The organism is Corynebacterium sp. MSK150 (genome assembly GCF_030229215.1).
In the GTDB taxonomy this organism is placed as follows: domain Bacteria; phylum Actinomycetota; class Actinomycetes; order Mycobacteriales; family Mycobacteriaceae; genus Corynebacterium.
The window spans coordinates 28,085-42,774 of the sequence record NZ_JASPHM010000011.1 but is presented as its reverse complement, the minus strand read 5'-3'; the positions used below and the strand labels follow the sequence as shown (position 1 = coordinate 42,774).

Genomic DNA, 14,690 nt, shown 5'->3' with positions numbered 1-14,690 from the left:
GTTGGATCGGGCCGGGGCGCTAATCATCGGTATAAAGTTCGTCTTCTTCGACCTCGTCTGGGTCCGGCAGCTCCAGCAGCGCTCGGTGCAGCTCGTGGAACTCCTCGGACCAGCCGGCGCGGTCGGTACGGGCGAGACCGCCCATCTCCACGTCGGTGCCGCCGGCCGCATTCGGCCGCAGGCGGATGTAGACGCGGCGGCGCTTAATCACCAGCGATCCCACCAAAGAAATGAGCATCACCAGCGCGGAGGCCAGCACCCACTTCTGGAAAGGATCATAAGAGACCTGGTAGTTGGCGAACTCGCTGGCGCCGTCGAAGGTGATCTTCGTACCATCGTCAAGGGTGACGTCCTCGCCCTGGTTGAGGTTCACGCGGTCAATCTTTTGCAGCTGGCCGGACTGCACCAGGTTCGGGTCCAGCGAGAAGAAGGACTGCGGGGTGCCGGTGTCCAGGCCAGCATCGCCGCGGTAGATATCGATGGCCATCGCCGGATCCTGCAGCCCGGGGTATGCGGACTGCAGCAGCTTGCCGTTCTCGCCGGACCACTCGGCCGTGGGCGCGAAGAGACCCTGGATGGCGATCTGGTTCTGCCGGCGGTCATAGAGATCCGGGTGCATGCCGGCCGGCGGGTCGAAGCGCATCGCACCAGAAGACAAGAAGAAGGTCGTGTCATTCGGCTGGAACTGAATGGTCTGGGTGCGCTTTTCGCCATTGGGCCATTCCACCGTCACCGTCGGCGCGTAGCCGTGGCCCTGCAAGTAGACGCGGTTGTGCGCCAAGCGCAGCGGGTGGTTGACCTTAAGCTCATAATCCTTCCACTCGGAGTCATCCTTGTAGATATCCTCGTCCTCCGCGTAGGAAACGTTGGAGGTAAACATCTCCGCCTGGCCGTTGGGCAGGTATTCGGCCGCGAAGTCATGGGCGATGAGGCAGAAGGGGTGGAGACCGGTGCCGTCGAAAAGCGGGCCGGCGCGGAAGGAATCAAAGTTAGACGTGGAGGTATTACAGAACTCCGTGGACTGGTCCAGGGTCTGGCCGCCGCCCTGCGAACCGGACTCGGTGACCACGATGACCTGGCCCTCGTAGTTGACCAAGCGGCCGGCGGCGACGGTGACCAAGATGGCCACCAACGCCACGTGGAAGATGAGGTTGGCCAGCTCGCGGCCGTAGCCGCGCTCTGCGGAAAAGGTATGCACGCCGGCGCGGTCTTCTTCTGGGGCGTACTCGGCCACGCGCCACTTCTTTAGGCGCTTTTTAATTTCCGCGGATAGCTCTTCCTCGCTCTTATCCGAATGCCCCTCGGCCGCCAGCGGCAGCTTGTGGAGGTACTTCGGCGCGCGCGTTGGCGGGGTCTTCCACGCCTTGTAATGATCCCAGGAGCGCGGCAGGATGCAGCCCACCAGGGAAATGGCCAAGAGGATGAAGATGGCCTGGAACCAGACGGAAGAAAAGACGTCGAAAAGCTGCAGCTTGTCGTAGATCTTCGCCACGTTGCCATTGGACTCAATGAAGTCCTGCACGTTCTGCTCGTTGAGGTCGCGCTGCGGCAGCAAAGAACCGGGAATCGCGGCCAGCGCCAGCAAGAAAAGCAGCGCTAGCGCGGTGCGCATACTGGTCAGCCAATGCCAGGCTTTGCGGAAATATTTCACGTCTCTCCTAAATAAGGGTTACGCCGTAGGTGCCGGTCCACTGGCGGATGAGGCTAATGAACTCGCCCCACAGGCCGGTTACCAGTGCCAAGCCGACGAGGATCATGGCCACGCCGCCGATTATCTGGATGGTATGCGAGTGCTTGCGGGCCCACGAAATCGTGCGCATCGCCCGCGAGGAGCCCAGCGCCACCAGAAGGAACGGCAGGCCCAGACCCAGGCAATAGAAAATGATGAGCAACACCCCGCGCGCGGCCGTCATGCCCTCGGTGCCGGCCGATACGGACATGATGGCAGTCAGCGTTGGCCCCAGGCACGGCGTCCAGCCCAGCGCGAATACCCCGCCGAGTAGCGGCGCGCCCAGCCAGGTGGTCCAGCGCTTCGGCGCCAAGCGGGTATCTTTCTGCAGCGCTGGAATCGCGCCTAAGAAGACCACACCCATCAGGATGGTCACGCCGCCGCCTACCCGCATGAGCGTCTCCTCATTGAGGCGGAGCGCGGAAATCGCGCCGAATACGGAGACCGTCGCCAGCAGGAAAACTACGGTAAAGCCCAGGATGAACAAGGCGGCGGCCAGTACCACGGCCCATTGCCTGCGCTTGCCGACGCCCACCCCCAACTCGCCGTCAAACGTAACCTCGCCGCCCACCACGCCGGCTAGGTAGGAAATATAGCCAGGCACCAGTGGGATCACGCACGGGCTGGCGAAGCTCACCAACCCCGCCACGGCGGCCGCGAGCAGGCCCAGAATGAGTGGGCCGGAGGTCGCGGCCTCGGCAAAGGAGTTGCCGATGCTCGCTGCGTTGTCCATTTATTCCTTTTCTAGTTTGTCCACTACGTCCATCACATCTTGGGCGGTGATGGACCGCAAAAAGACCGTAGCCGGGCGGTGCTGTTTATCCAAGACGATGGTGGTCGGGACCACGGAGGTGGGCACGCCGCCAAGGGCCGCCGCGGTCTTAAACGGCGGATCGTAGATGGAGGGATACTTCAGCCCGTTGTCTTCGAGGAAGTCATTGGACACCTGCGGGTTATAGTCGCGCACATTGATGCCCAAGACGGTGCCAATCTTCCGCTTCTGTAGCTCGGAGTGGACCTCTTGGAGGTCATCGGCCTCGGCGCGACACGGAGCGCACCACTGGCCCCAGGAGTTGAGCACGACGATTTCGCCCTCATAATCCTCCAGGGAAATGGTCTTATCCGTATCGCGCACATCCTCGCCGGAGAAGGTGCGCAGCGGCTTGCGCTCAGATTCCTCGTAGTTGATGACCTTTTCGCCGCCGGGCGTGATGAACTCGAAGTTGCCGCCGGTAGCAACCGCGTTTTGCGCGTTATCGGCGTCCTGCGAGCAACCAGCAAGCGGCAGGGCGACGGCCGCCGCCGCAAGCACCGCGCCGACTGCGCGTTTGCGTTGTAGTGCCATTAAATCTCCTGGGCCGGCGAGGAGTAGAAAATATCGGTGACCTGGTTGTCATCGAAAAGCAGCGAGGTGACCGAGGCCAGGTCGCATTCACGGTTCCACGGCGCGTGCGGCAGGCGCTGGCCCAGCACGGTGCGCTGCACCATCACGATGGGCAGCTGGTGGCTGACCAAGATCGCCTCGTGGCCGGCCGCGGCGGTGCGGGCGCGTTCGATGGAGCCCAGCATGCGCTCGGCAATCTGCTCATAGGGCTCGCCCCACGAGGGCTCCAGCGGGTTGACCAGCAGCGGCCAGCGGCGCGGGTTCCACAGCGCGGAGCGCAGGCCCTTGGTACGCAGGCCCTCGAAACGGTTGCCGGACTCGATGAGCGTCTTATCGACGTCCACGTCTAGCCCCGTTACCTCCGCAATCGGCCGCGCGGTTTCCTGGGCGCGCTGCAACGGCGAGGCCGCCAGGTAGGTCACATCGTGGTCGCGGAAGGACTCCGCGGTGCGCGCCGCCATGGAATGCCCGCGCGAGGACAGGTGATAGCCCGGGATGCGACCGTAGAGAATCTTCTCCGGGTTGTGGACCTCGCCGTGGCGCACGAGGTGAACGATGGTGCGTGTCATGTCTCTCCTTGGTGTGCGGGACTTAATGTGCGGGACGCGCGGCGGCCGCCGCCTGCGCGGCGGGCTTGAGGGCGGCTTCGATGAGTTCAAAGTCGGCGTCGGTAAGTGCATCCGAGACAAACCAGGTCTCGAATGGGCTCGGCGCGACGTAGATGCCGTTATCCAGCAGGGCGTGGAAGAACGGGGTGAAGCGGAAGGTCTCGGCCGCCTGCATATCGGCAAAATTGCGGCCCTCACCCTCGGCAAAGCGGATGGAGAACATCGAAGATGCCCGCTGGATGTGGTGCGCTACGCCCTCGGCCGATAGCGCGGAGGAAATCATGCCGGTCAGGCGGTCCGCGTTGGCCTGTAGGCGCTCGTAGAGCGATTCATCGGCCAACTCCAAAGACTTCAGGCCGGAGGCCATGGCCACCGGGTTACCGGACAGCGTACCGGCCTGGTAGACCGGACCGTCCGGGGCGAGGTAGTCCATGACCTCGGCGCGGCCGCCGAAAGCAGCGGCCGGCAGGCCACCGGAGACGACCTTGCCAAAGGTCACCAAGTCCGCCGCCACGCCGTCGACGCCGTACCAGCCCTTATAGGAGGTGCGGAAGCCGGTCATGACTTCGTCGAGGATGAGGAGGGCACCGTCGCTATGGGCGACGTCGGCAAGCGCGGCATTGAAACCCTCTTCTGGTGCCACGGTGCCCATGTTGCCGGCCGAAGCCTCCGCGATAATGCAGGCAATCTCGCCCGGGTTCTGCGCAAATGCCTCGCGCACGGCCTCGATATCGTTATAAGGAACGACGATGGTATCGGCCGCCGTCGCGCCCGTAACGCCCGGGGAATCCGGCAGCGCAAAGGTCGCCACGCCGGAGCCGGCCGAGGCCAACAGCGCATCCACATGGCCGTGGTAGCAACCCTCGAACTTCAGCACCTTGGCGCGGCCGGTGTAGCCGCGGGCCAGGCGCACCGCAGACATGGTGGCCTCGGTGCCGGAGTTGACCATGCGCACCTTATCGGCCGCGGTGCGCGCGACGATGGCCTCCGCCAGCAAGGCCTCCCCCTCGGTGGGCGAGCCGAAGCTCAAGCCACCCGCAGCGGCCTGCTGCACGGCCTCCACAATCTCTGGGTGCGCATTGCCGTGAATCATCGGACCATAGGAGCTGACCAGGTCAACGTACTCATTGCCGTCGACGTCCCACAGGCGCGAGCCCGCACCGCGCTCAATTACGCGGGCCTGGCCGCCCACGGAGCCAAACGCGCGCACCGGCGAGTTCACCCCGCCCGGAATCACCTTGGAGGAACGCTCAAACCACTGTTGCGACTGGGAAGTATTAGGCATGTCTGACATTCTAGCGATTCGCGCGCTATACAAAAGTTGGAGTGCGCGATTCACAGTCAGCCGCTAAACTTCGGGGCGTTGCACTTTTCAATTCGGGGGGATTTTCAATGCAGCGCACTCTCATTTTCGCCATCCTGGCCGCTTTCTGCCTCGCCGGTTGCGCTCAGCCCAGGCCCGAGCGGCCGCTGCCTACCTCGGTGGGTGCTACCCCGCTTGCCGACGCCCCCTCCTGGCAGCCCCCTCCCCGCCCACTCGCCCCGCGCGACCTTCCTCGGGAGGACGCCCCGGTTCCCTCGCCGCCGACCGAGCCACCTTCGCCGTCGGACGCGGCGCCGGCGCCTGAGTCTGCACCCGGTTCGCGTCCTAGCTCGGCTGCCGCGCCTCAGCAGCGTCCCGCGCCAGCGCCCGCACCGGCACCCCGCCCGCAACCTGCGGCGCCGGCCCCACGCCCACCTGCGCGGGACAAAAGCGGCCTGCCGAACCTCAATATTCCGCCGCACGAGGTGCGCGGGCGCATCGAGGACGCGGTGCCTGATGTGCCGGCAGTGCCCGCTATGCCCGCGCCCGCCCCACCACCGGCGCTGCCCCTGCCACCCGCGCCGCGGATTCCGGGCCTCTAACTCACCGCTTTCAGCCCCACGACGCCGCCGATAATCATGGCGAGGAATAGTACCTTCCACACCGTGGCGGCCTCGTGTCCGGCGGCGAAAGAATAGATAACCGCCACCGACGCGCCAACGCCCGCCCACACCGCATAGGCCGTGCCCACCGGGATGCTGCGCATCGCCCACGCCAGGCCGGCCATGGAAATCGCGCAGGCCACGAGGAAAATAAGCGAGGGCCACAGGCGCGTAAAACCTGCGGACTTATCCAGCGCCGCCGCCCACACGGCCTCGAATGCGCCGGAGAAAATCAAGATGAACCACGCCATAACTGCTTCCTGGCCGTCTTGTCGCGTTGCCGGGTACGGCTCCCTCGTCCGGGGCTCGTGCAAGTCGCGGCGAACCTACACCCAATGATGGCACACTAGGAAACCATGAAGATTGCATTTCTTGGAACTGGCCGCATGGGAACCGAACTAGCCCGCCGCCTGCTCAACGAGCAAGACGGCATCGAATTGACCGTCTGGAACCGCACCGCCGAGCGCGCCCAACCGCTGGCGGAGGAAGGCGCCGAGCTTGCCGCCTCGCCTACCGAGGCCGTAGCGAACGCTGAGGTCATTATTACCTCTCTCTTCGGGCCCGACGATGTCCGCGAGGTTGTCGTCGAGCCGCAACTCATCCCCGCCGGCGTGACCTGGATCGACACCACCACCGTCTCGCCCAACGATGCCCGCGAATTCGCCGCCGCCGTGGAAACCTACGTCCACGCCCCGGTCGTCGGCACGCTCGGCCCGGCCCGCGAGGGCAAGCTCGGCGTCTATGTGGGCACGCCTAACGACGCCCGCCGTGAGCAAGCCATGTCCCTCGCCGAGTCCTGGGCGGGCGAAGACAAGCTCATCGGAGTGGAGGCGGCGGCCACGGCGGCCATCGGAAAGCTGCTGGCGAACCTCGCGCTCGCCGTCACCGCCGAGGGCCTGCTCGAAGCCCTGCAGCTCGGCGAGTCCGAGGGCCTGGACTCCGAGGTGGTGCTGCAGATGCTCGATATCACCGGCCTGTCCTTCATCGCCAATATGAAGGCGCCGTTTATCACCGGCGAGCGCAATACCGACCCGGGCGATTTCACCGTCGACGCCCTGGCCAAGGACGCCAAGCTCATGGAGATGACCTCCACCAAGCCACTGCCCGCCCTGACCGCCGCCATCGGCCGCTTCGAGGAAATGCAGGCCATGGGCCACGGTGATCAGGACTTCTCCTCCATCTTCGTCTTCCGCAATAAGGGCTAGTTATCCACAGGCCTGCCGGGCATGCGGGCCGAAATTCGCCCTGTGGGCCCTAGTTATCCACAGGTTCGCGCGCTCGCCCTCGCACAGGTTGCGCGCCGTAGCTTAGGCTGCGGGGCATGACAGCTCTTCAGACCTATCTCGCGGCCCTGGCGCCCGGCATCGACATCGTTGCCGGGTGCGCCGGCATGTCTGAAGACCAACTGCGCGCTGCCGGTGCGCCCAATAAGACGGCCCGCACTTTGCTCACGCTTGCCGACGCCCTCTTTGCCCCCACCTCCTTTACCCGCCTGCAGCGCCAGGCAGTGACCGCCGCCCGCGACCGCGCCCACCCGCTGCCCACGCTCGAGGTTATCGAGCGCTACGCTTCCCGCGCCAAGACCAAGCGCGACGCTTGGCGCCTGCGCGTGGAACTGTGCCGCACCGCCGCCGATACCGATGAGATGGAAAAGCTGGCGCGCAAGAAGCTGCGCGAGCTCAATCCCCCGGCCCCGCCGCGCCCCGGCGTGCGCATCCGCCGCCGCAAGGACGCACCGTGGACCCTCGCGATTACCGGTCCCTCTTCGCTCATCGCGGACTTAGAATCCAGTCTGGATGAGGATTCTCCCCTCGACTCCGTAGCGGAGCTCTTCTCCCCTTCCGGCGCCTCACCGGCTGCCCGCCCGACCATTATGACCAACGCGATCATCACGCTCGACGAGCTTGACCGCATCATCGATGGCGACGGCGAAGAAATCACCATCCAGCTCACCAACGGCGCCCGCCTCACTGGCGCGGAACTCGTCTCGCGCACGCTGGCAGAGCGCGGCCTTTTCACCCTCGTTCACCCCTACGAAGGCGCGGTCAACCTCTACCGCACGGAGCGCATGGCCAGCGAAAAGCAGCGGCTCATGGCTGCTGCCGAAAATCCGGTATGCCCGTGGGTCGAATGCAACTATCCGGCGGATAAATGCCAGGTACACCACTTGCAGGCGTGGCGGCACGGCGGCGATACCAATATGGCAAACCTCGCCACCTGCTGCCCGTACCACAACGGCGTCAACGACGACGATCCAAATGCCTCACCGGTGCGCGGGCGCCTCGTGCGACGCCGAGGCCGCGTGGTGTGGCAGCCGCCCTGGGCTGACACCGCGCCAGCACCGCCATCGGCCCACTAGCCTCTAAACCGCCAGGCAGCAGGATGCCCTGCTGCCGCATTGGCATGCCCGCAGCTAGCGAACCCCGCAGCTAGCGAGCGATACGAGCCGCAGCAGCGCGGGCGTCCGCGATGACGTTTGGCACCCCAACCCCGCCGGCCCAAGCGCCGGTGGCATCGATGCCCGGCGTCGCCGCGAGGGCACCGCGCGCACCGGCCACGGTTTCCAGGTGTCCGGCATCAAAGCGCGGCAAACCGCCGAACCAACGTTGGGTAAAAATCTCGGCAACGCCCGCGGCGCGGCCGTCGAAGCCGGTGAGCCGCTGAAGGTCGTCGAGGGCGTAGTCGACGAGGTCGTCTTCCTCGGCGCGGACGATGGCGTCGTCGCCAAAGCGGCCGAAGGAGGCGCGCACCAAGGCACCACCGCGCTCGGCCAAGTGCGGCCACTTGCGCGAGGACAGCGTGAAGGCCTTGGCGTGAACGTCGTCTTGGTCGGTGGCGACGAGGATGCCGGAGTTCTGCGGCAACGCGTTGCCGGCCGGGTCCGTGTCAGACTCAAACTTCAGGCCCACGACTGCCGACGCCGCCAGCTTCACGCTCTTCAACCGCTCCGCCGCCCGCGGGGACACCTTGGGCAGCAGGCGCGCTGCGGTCGGGGCCGGGGTGGCCACCAGCACGCGGTCGAAGGGGACAGTATCGCCGGGTGCGCCGGCCAAGCGGAATTTCTCGCCCTCGCGAGTGATGCCGGAGATGAAGGTATCGAGGTAGATCTTGGCACGGGATTCATCGGCCAGCGCCTCGTAGAGTTCTGCGTAGCCGCCGCGGAAGGTCTGAAAGACGGGTCCGCCGCTGCTCGGCTTGGCCGCGCGGGCTTCTTCCAGCGAGCGGACCGCGGCCGAGAGGGTGACCAAGCCGCGCTCGGACAGCGCGTCGAGGGTCTCGGCCAGCGCTGGGATGGTCGCGCGTAACCCCAGGTCATCGGCCGAGCAGGAGTACACGCCGCCGAGGAGGGCGGAGATAACGTGGTCGACGAGATCGTCGCCAAACTGCTGGCGCACCAGGCGGCCGACGGAGACGTCGCTGCCGGCCGTCCACTCGAAAGGCTCCTCGTTATCGATGCGGCGCGCAGTTTCGGCCGAGACCAGGTGTGCGACCGGCTCCGAGTGCGAAGGAATGCCCATCATCCCGCCGCGCGGCAGCGGCTTAAGCTCGCCGGAGTACACCAGCGAGTGCAGACCGGAGGGCTCAACCAGGCTATCGCCCAGGCCGAGGGATTCGATGAATTCGACGGCGTCGTGGCGGCGGGCCAGGAAGGCCTCGGCGCCCATGTCGGTCGGGCCGTCATTAAACGGCACGGAGTACAGCTTGCCGCCGATACGGCCGGCGGCCTCGAAAACCTCAACATCGTGGTCGCGCAGCTCGTAGGCGGCCGTCAAGCCCGCCAGGCCAGCACCAATAATCGCAATACGCATTTAGCCCTCCTCGTGAATGATGGATACAGCGCGGGTGATGGCCTCCGCGTCGGTAGTTGGCAAGACCCCATGGCCGAGGTTCCAAATATGGCCGTCGATATCGCCGCGCTCGCGGGCCCGATCGACCTCGCCGCGGATGGTGCGCACGGCCTGGCGCACGGCGTCGTCGCCGGCAAAAAGCATGGCCGGGTCGAGGTTGCCCTGCAACACGCGGGCGCTCACGCGCTCGGCCGCGGCGTCCATCGGCACGCGATAATCGACGCCCATAACTTCCGACCCCGCCTCCGACATGGCCGGCAATAGCTCGCCGGTGCCGACGCCGAAGTGGATGCGCGGGATATCCACGCCAGCCAAGATTTCCCGGGAGTACGGCAGCACGAACTCGCGGTAGTCGCGCTCGTTGAGGTAGCCGGCCCAGGAATCGAAAAGCTGCATGGCGTCAATGCCGGCGTCGACCTGCACCTGCAGGAAGCGGGTGATGGTCGGCACCAAGCGGCGCATGAGCAGGTGCCAGGTCTCCGGCTCTGCGTGCATGAGCGCCTTGGTGCGCTCGTGGTTCTTGGATGGCCCGCCCTCAATGAGGTAGCTGGCCAGCGTGAACGGCGCGCCAACGAAGCCGATGAGCGCTTGGGCTTCGGTGAGCTCGGCTAGGATGCGGGCGATGCCCTCGGTGACCTCGGGGACGTCGGTTTCCAGCAGCGGCAGCTTGCCGACGTCCTCCCTACTCCGCACCGCCTGCTCCATCACCGGCCCACGCCCCGGCACGATATCGACCTTGACGCCCGCGGCCTTGAGCGGGACGACGATATCGGAGAACAAGATGGCGGCGTCAACGTCGTGGCGGCGCACCGGCTGGAGTGTAATTTCTGCCAGCAGTTCCGGCATGAAGCAAGAATCGAGCATGCTAATCCCCTCGCGGGCAGCGCGGTACTCCGGCAGCGAGCGGCCGGCCTGGCGCATGAACCAGACTGGGGGTCGGGAGGGGGTGCGGCCGAGGGCGGCGTCGATAAGCGGGGCACGATTGAGTCGAGACATGCCCCAATTATGAATCAAAAGTTGGAGTGAGGGCTAATTAGCCACGCAAGCTGCGGTCCTTGATGAAGCGGTTGGACTGCGGCTGGAAAAGCAGCGCGAGGGCGACGATCAAGGTGATGGGGATAATCAGCAGCCCGAGCCCGCCGATGCCGAGTGCAAGAGCGGCGATATTGGTAAAAAGCGCGAATGCGATGACCACGGTGATGATGCGGCGCGCCCATTTGGACCCGCCGGCCAGCTGCGCCGCGAAGAGCGCAAGCAGGATAGCGCCGACGGCATTGGTCACCGCGACAAACAGGCGATTCGAATGGAGGTACTCCGCGACCTGCGCATTCTGTGGCTCCACCTGTGGCCCACCCGAGCCGAAGATGCCCACCATGCCGCTCACCAGCATGATCACGGCGCTGACGACGAGCACCCAATATGCCCAGCGCAGCGGTCGCGGCCACGCGTCGAGGTTCTCCTTGGCGGAGGTGTTTCGGGCCGCGCGGTTATAGTCGCGGGGCCCGGGCCGCTCGGTATTATTCATCGCTTGTTCTCCCGGTCAGTGCGGCTAGCACGGTCGGCACGGTCGCGCCTGTTACCGTCGCGTTTGCCGCGCTGGTCATCCTTGGAGCGCTTGCGCTCTTCTTCGGCGCGCTTCTTCTCGCGCTGCGCTTGCTCGAGTTCCTTTTCCAGCTCGCGCATCTGCTCGAGTTCGCCGGTGTAGTCCAAGGTCTCGGCCCGCACGGAGAAAATCAGGCCGAGTACCGCCGCGACGCCGACAAGGATCTGCACCATGCCATCGGCGGCAAAGAGCCAATCGGGCACGTCCGCGCCGGCCGGGGTGACCATGAAGGTCAGCAGGATGCGGAATCCGAAGTAGAGCGAAAAAGCGAACCACACGCGGCGCGAGGTGCCGGCCCGCTTGCTGCGGTTAGCAAGGGACCGCAACAGGAAGGCCAGCAGCACGATAATCGCCAGGGATATGGCCGCCGAAAGAGCGACGGAACCGTAGGCGGCGGTGCGGAGGAAGGCGTCGGAAAGCTGGGCTTCATCCACGCCGGCCGGTGCGGACTTCGCCATCTCCTTGGCCTGCGACATAAGCACGTCGTGGTTGAGCAGCGTGAGCACCACGTTGAGCACCTGGTGCACGGCCTCGCCGCATAGCGCGCCCAGCCACAGCCACAGCATGTACGTCACGGACTTCGGCCGCTGCTGCCGCGGCGGGCGTTGCGTGCGAGGGGCAGGGGCGGGCGACGGGGGCGTAGCAGTCACAGGGGTCCTTTACTTGAGCAGGCGGGCGGCTTCGGTAGCGAAGTAGGTCAGAATCTGGCCGGCGCCGGCGCGCTTGAATGCGGTCAGCGACTCGAGCATGATGGCTTCGCCGTCGATCCACCCGTTGGCGGCCGCGGCCTTGACCATCGCGTACTCGCCGGAGACCTGGTAGACCGCAACCGGCACGGGAGAAGTCTCCGCCACGGCCGAAAGCACGTCCAGGTAGGGCAGGCCGGGCTTGACCATAACGAAGTCCGCGCCCTCTTCGATGTCGAGCTCGGCCTCGAGCAGGGACTCGCGGAAGTTGCGCGGGTCCTGCTGGTAGGTGCGGCGGTCGCCTTCCAGGGAGGAGCCGACGGCATCACGGAACGGGCCGAAGAAGGCGGAGGCGTACTTGGCGGAATAGGCCATGATGGCCACGTCCTCGTGGCCGGCCTCGTCGAGATCGGCGCGGATGGCGGCAACTTGGCCGTCCATCATGCCGGACGGGGAGACGATTTGGGCGCCGGCGCGGGCTTGGGAGCGGGCCATGTCTTGGTAGAGCTTGACGGATTCGTCGTTAAGCACGCGGCCCTTGTCATCTAATACGCCGCAGTGGCCGTGGGAGGTGAACTCGTCGAGGCAGGTATCGGCCATAACGATGAGGTCATCGCCGAATTCCTCGTGCAGGCAGGAAATGCCGCGGTTCAAAATGCCCTGCGGGTCCCAGGCGACGGAGCCGGTATCGTCCTTGTCCTCATCGAGCGGCACGCCGAAAAGGTCGATGCACGGCACGCCGGCCTCCAACGCCTCTTCAGCCGCGCGGCGCAGCGAGTCGAAGGTGTGCTGGTAGACGCCCGGCATGGAGGGAATCTCGCGCGGGGCGTCGAGGCCGTCCACGATGAACATGGGCAGAATCAGATCCGAGGGGCGGACCTCGGTTTCGGCCACGAGGTTGCGCATCTGCGGGGTGGTGCGCAGGCGGCGTGGGCGGCGGGCTGGGAAGGTGCTCATTGGGTACTCCTTAGAGCGAGACTAAAACTTATGCCTTGTCGACCTTAGTAGCCTTCTTGCGCGAGCGGCGTTTCTTGCGCGGCGCGGGCAGGTTTCCGGCGGCGCGGAGGGCGGCGACGTGGTCTGCGAGGGCGTCGACAAGCGCGGGCACATCGGCGACTTCGGGCACCACATCGACGCGCAGGCCCATCTCTTCCGCGGCCGCTCTTGCCGACGGCCCGATACACGCAATGATCGTCCGCTGGTGCGGTTTGCCTGCAATGCCCACCAGATTGCGCACGGTGGACCCGGAGGTAAAGGCGACGGCGTCGAAGCCGCCGGTCTTGATCATGTCGCGGATCTCGGCCGAAGGCGGGGCGGCGCGGACGGTGCGGTAGGCCACGACGTCGTCGACCTCCCAGTCGAGGGCCTTGAGCCCGTCAACTAGGGTATCGGCCGCGATATCGGCGCGCGGGAGCAGGACGCGGCCGACGGCGTCGATATCTTCTACGAAGTTGGGGAAGACATCGAGCAGGCCCTCGGCGTTCTGCTTCTTCTTGTGTGGCAGGAGCTCGGGCACCATGCCCTTGGCGCGGATGGCGGCCGCGGTTTTGGTGCCCACGGCCGCGAGGTGAACGCCGGCGAAATCGCGGGCGTCGAGGCCGAGCTGGGCTATCTTATCCCACACCGCGGTCACGGCGTTGACGGAGGTGAAGACGATCCACTTATAGCGGCCCTCGACGATGCCCTTGATGGCGCGGTCCATCTGCGCTGGGTTGCGCGGCGGCTCGATGGAGATGGTGGGCACGTTTTGCGGGATGGCGCCGTAGCCAGCCAGGCGTGCGGACATCGGGCCGGCTTGTTCCTTGGTGCGCGGGACGAGCACGCGCCAGCCATAGAGTGGACGGTTTTCCCACCAGGAGTACTTGGTGCGGTCGTCGATGCTGCGGCCGAGGGTGACGACAAGCGGGCCGGTGAGGTCCGCATCGAGCTTGCCCATGGTGCCCAGCGTGGTCTCATAGGTGCGCTGCAGGCGGGTGGTGCCGTGGACGGTGACAAAAGCCTCGGTCTCGGCCGGCATGCCGCGCTGCTGTAGCTCGTCGGAGATGACCGGCAAGTCCTCCTTGGTGGCCTGCAGGACGATGGGCTGGGTGGCGTTGGCGAGCGCGTCCCAATCGGCGCCGTCGGTAACGTCGGCCTCGGTATAGGTCGAGCCGAGGGCAATGCCGGCAAAGGACGGCACGGTAGACGGCAGGGACATGCCCGGCACTACTTGGAATTCCAGGCCGGCAGACGCCACGGCGTTGATCTCGGCCTTGATGGACTCGCGGTGCAGCGGGTTGCCGGTGACCAGGCGGATGACATCCTCGCCATCCGCCTCGACCAAGCACTCGCGCAACTGGCCGACGATATCTTCGGCCGGCTCGTACAACACCGCGGCCGTTGGCGGCGCGGGGCGCGGCGGTTTGCGGCGCGCGCCCTTGGCTTTGGCATCGGCGCACATTTGGGCGTATTCGGCCTCGGCGGCGTCGAGAAGCTCTTGCGGAACGGGCAGCGCGGCGGCGACGGCATCGCGCACGCCCTGCATGACCTGCGGATCGGTCACGGCGATGGCACTATTTGCCAGAACCTCGCGGGCGCGGACGGTCAGCAGGTCGGGATTACCTGGACCAGCGCCCACAAAGACGATCTTGCCCAATTGGGTGTCTGGCGCGGCATTGCTCATAAAGTTCTTTTCTAAAATCGGGCGCGCGGCACCGCGCACGGACATGATCGCATGCGGTGTGGTTCCCCGCGCCGGCGGTGGGTGACACGGTCTTAACGGCCAAAATCCCAGGCCTTGCGTCCTGGGATGCCCTTAAAGGGGGCCGGATCATTGCGGGACAATGATCTGTGGTATCTACACCTTAAATTATTAGCGCCTAAAGGCG

The 14,690-nt window shown here is 65.7% G+C and carries 14 protein-coding genes and 1 riboswitch; of the genes, 2 read left to right on the top strand and 12 right to left on the bottom strand.

The features are described 5' to 3' along the window. Positions 1-19: 19 nt before the first annotated feature. The 6 genes from QP941_RS08120 to QP941_RS08095 all read right to left on the bottom strand — a co-directional run bounded on the left by QP941_RS08120 (position 20) and on the right by QP941_RS08095 (position 5,937). Positions 20-1,651 (bottom strand): cytochrome c biogenesis protein ResB, encoded by a 1,632-nt coding sequence (locus QP941_RS08120; protein WP_284868636.1) that lies wholly within the window; start codon positions 1,649-1,651, stop codon positions 20-22. Between the two features lie 7 nt (positions 1,652-1,658). Beyond that, the gene (locus tag QP941_RS08115; protein WP_284868635.1) at positions 1,659-2,462 is read right to left on the bottom strand and encodes a cytochrome c biogenesis CcdA family protein; all 804 of its coding nucleotides are present in this window, start codon (positions 2,460-2,462) and stop codon (positions 1,659-1,661) included. After that, positions 2,463-3,074 carry a TlpA disulfide reductase family protein gene (locus QP941_RS08110; RefSeq protein WP_284868634.1) on the bottom strand — a complete coding sequence of 204 codons (612 nt, stop codon included), beginning with the start codon at positions 3,072-3,074 and terminating at the stop codon, positions 2,463-2,465. Continuing rightward, the gene (locus QP941_RS08105; RefSeq protein ID WP_284868633.1) at positions 3,074-3,682 is read right to left on the bottom strand and encodes a histidine phosphatase family protein; all 609 of its coding nucleotides are present in this window, start codon (positions 3,680-3,682) and stop codon (positions 3,074-3,076) included. Before QP941_RS08105 ends, QP941_RS08110 begins: the two co-directional genes overlap by 1 nt. A gap of 22 nt (positions 3,683-3,704) precedes the next feature. After that, positions 3,705-5,015, bottom strand: coding sequence for a glutamate-1-semialdehyde 2,1-aminomutase (hemL, locus tag QP941_RS08100; protein WP_284868632.1), 1,311 nt, complete (start codon positions 5,013-5,015; stop codon positions 3,705-3,707). Between the two features lie 607 nt (positions 5,016-5,622). Next, positions 5,623-5,937, bottom strand: a complete 315-nt coding sequence (locus QP941_RS08095) for a DMT family transporter (protein WP_284766068.1) — start codon at positions 5,935-5,937, stop codon at positions 5,623-5,625. A gap of 8 nt (positions 5,938-5,945) precedes the next feature. Further along, positions 5,946-6,011, bottom strand: a riboswitch (guanidine-III (ykkC-III) riboswitch). Positions 6,012-6,042: 31 nt separating this feature from the next. Between QP941_RS08095 and QP941_RS08090 the strand changes: the two genes are divergently transcribed. After that, positions 6,043-6,891, top strand: a complete 849-nt coding sequence (locus QP941_RS08090) for an NAD(P)-dependent oxidoreductase (RefSeq protein WP_284844339.1) — start codon at positions 6,043-6,045, stop codon at positions 6,889-6,891. Positions 6,892-7,007: 116 nt separating this feature from the next. Beyond that, a complete protein-coding gene (locus QP941_RS08085) occupies positions 7,008-8,045 on the top strand; it encodes an HNH endonuclease signature motif containing protein (protein WP_284868631.1) in 1,038 nt (345 codons plus the stop codon). Positions 8,046-8,115: 70 nt separating this feature from the next. Here QP941_RS08085 and QP941_RS08080 read toward each other — a convergent pair whose 3' ends face one another. Genes QP941_RS08080 through QP941_RS08055 form a run of 6 tightly spaced genes read right to left on the bottom strand, consistent with a single transcriptional unit; the run spans position 8,116 to position 14,485 of the window. After that, entirely contained in the window at positions 8,116-9,495 is a 1,380-nt protein-coding gene (locus QP941_RS08080) for a protoporphyrinogen oxidase (RefSeq protein ID WP_284868630.1), read from the bottom strand. Further along, the gene (gene hemE, locus QP941_RS08075; RefSeq protein WP_284868629.1) at positions 9,496-10,530 is read right to left on the bottom strand and encodes a uroporphyrinogen decarboxylase; all 1,035 of its coding nucleotides are present in this window, start codon (positions 10,528-10,530) and stop codon (positions 9,496-9,498) included. A gap of 37 nt (positions 10,531-10,567) precedes the next feature. Next, positions 10,568-11,059, bottom strand: a complete 492-nt coding sequence (locus tag QP941_RS08070; RefSeq protein ID WP_239193833.1) for a tellurium resistance protein TerC — start codon at positions 11,057-11,059, stop codon at positions 10,568-10,570. Then, positions 11,056-11,787 carry a hypothetical protein gene (locus QP941_RS08065; RefSeq protein WP_284868628.1) on the bottom strand — a complete coding sequence of 244 codons (732 nt, stop codon included), beginning with the start codon at positions 11,785-11,787 and terminating at the stop codon, positions 11,056-11,058. The genes QP941_RS08070 and QP941_RS08065 overlap by 4 nt, the downstream gene beginning before the upstream one ends. Positions 11,788-11,796: 9 nt before the next feature. Then, a complete protein-coding gene (hemB, locus tag QP941_RS08060) occupies positions 11,797-12,780 on the bottom strand; it encodes a porphobilinogen synthase (protein ID WP_005322998.1) in 984 nt (327 codons plus the stop codon). Positions 12,781-12,808: 28 nt separating this feature from the next. Further along, entirely contained in the window at positions 12,809-14,485 is a 1,677-nt protein-coding gene (locus QP941_RS08055) for a bifunctional uroporphyrinogen-III C-methyltransferase/uroporphyrinogen-III synthase (protein WP_234447402.1), read from the bottom strand. Positions 14,486-14,690 lie beyond the last annotated feature (205 nt).

Bases quoted from the DNA above. Each gene is read 5' to 3' on its own strand.
- QP941_RS08115 (WP_284868635.1), bottom strand. From the start codon at position 2,462: ATGGACAACGCAGCGAGCATCGGCAACTCCTTTGCCGAGGCCGCGACC.
- QP941_RS08110 (WP_284868634.1), bottom strand. From the start codon at position 3,074: ATGGCACTACAACGCAAACGCGCAGTCGGCGCGGTGCTTGCGGCGGCG.
- QP941_RS08105 (WP_284868633.1), bottom strand. From the start codon at position 3,682: ATGACACGCACCATCGTTCACCTCGTGCGCCACGGCGAGGTCCACAAC.
- hemL (WP_284868632.1), bottom strand. From the start codon at position 5,015: ATGTCAGACATGCCTAATACTTCCCAGTCGCAACAGTGGTTTGAGCGT.
- QP941_RS08095 (WP_284766068.1), bottom strand. From the start codon at position 5,937: ATGGCGTGGTTCATCTTGATTTTCTCCGGCGCATTCGAGGCCGTGTGG.
- QP941_RS08090 (WP_284844339.1), top strand. From the start codon at position 6,043: ATGAAGATTGCATTTCTTGGAACTGGCCGCATGGGAACCGAACTAGCC.
- QP941_RS08085 (WP_284868631.1), top strand. From the start codon at position 7,008: ATGACAGCTCTTCAGACCTATCTCGCGGCCCTGGCGCCCGGCATCGAC.
- QP941_RS08080 (WP_284868630.1), bottom strand. From the start codon at position 9,495: ATGCGTATTGCGATTATTGGTGCTGGCCTGGCGGGCTTGACGGCCGCC.
- hemE (WP_284868629.1), bottom strand. From the start codon at position 10,530: ATGTCTCGACTCAATCGTGCCCCGCTTATCGACGCCGCCCTCGGCCGC.
- QP941_RS08070 (WP_239193833.1), bottom strand. From the start codon at position 11,059: ATGAATAATACCGAGCGGCCCGGGCCCCGCGACTATAACCGCGCGGCC.
- hemB (WP_005322998.1), bottom strand. From the start codon at position 12,780: ATGAGCACCTTCCCAGCCCGCCGCCCACGCCGCCTGCGCACCACCCCG.
- QP941_RS08055 (WP_234447402.1), bottom strand. From the start codon at position 14,485: ATGAGCAATGCCGCGCCAGACACCCAATTGGGCAAGATCGTCTTTGTG.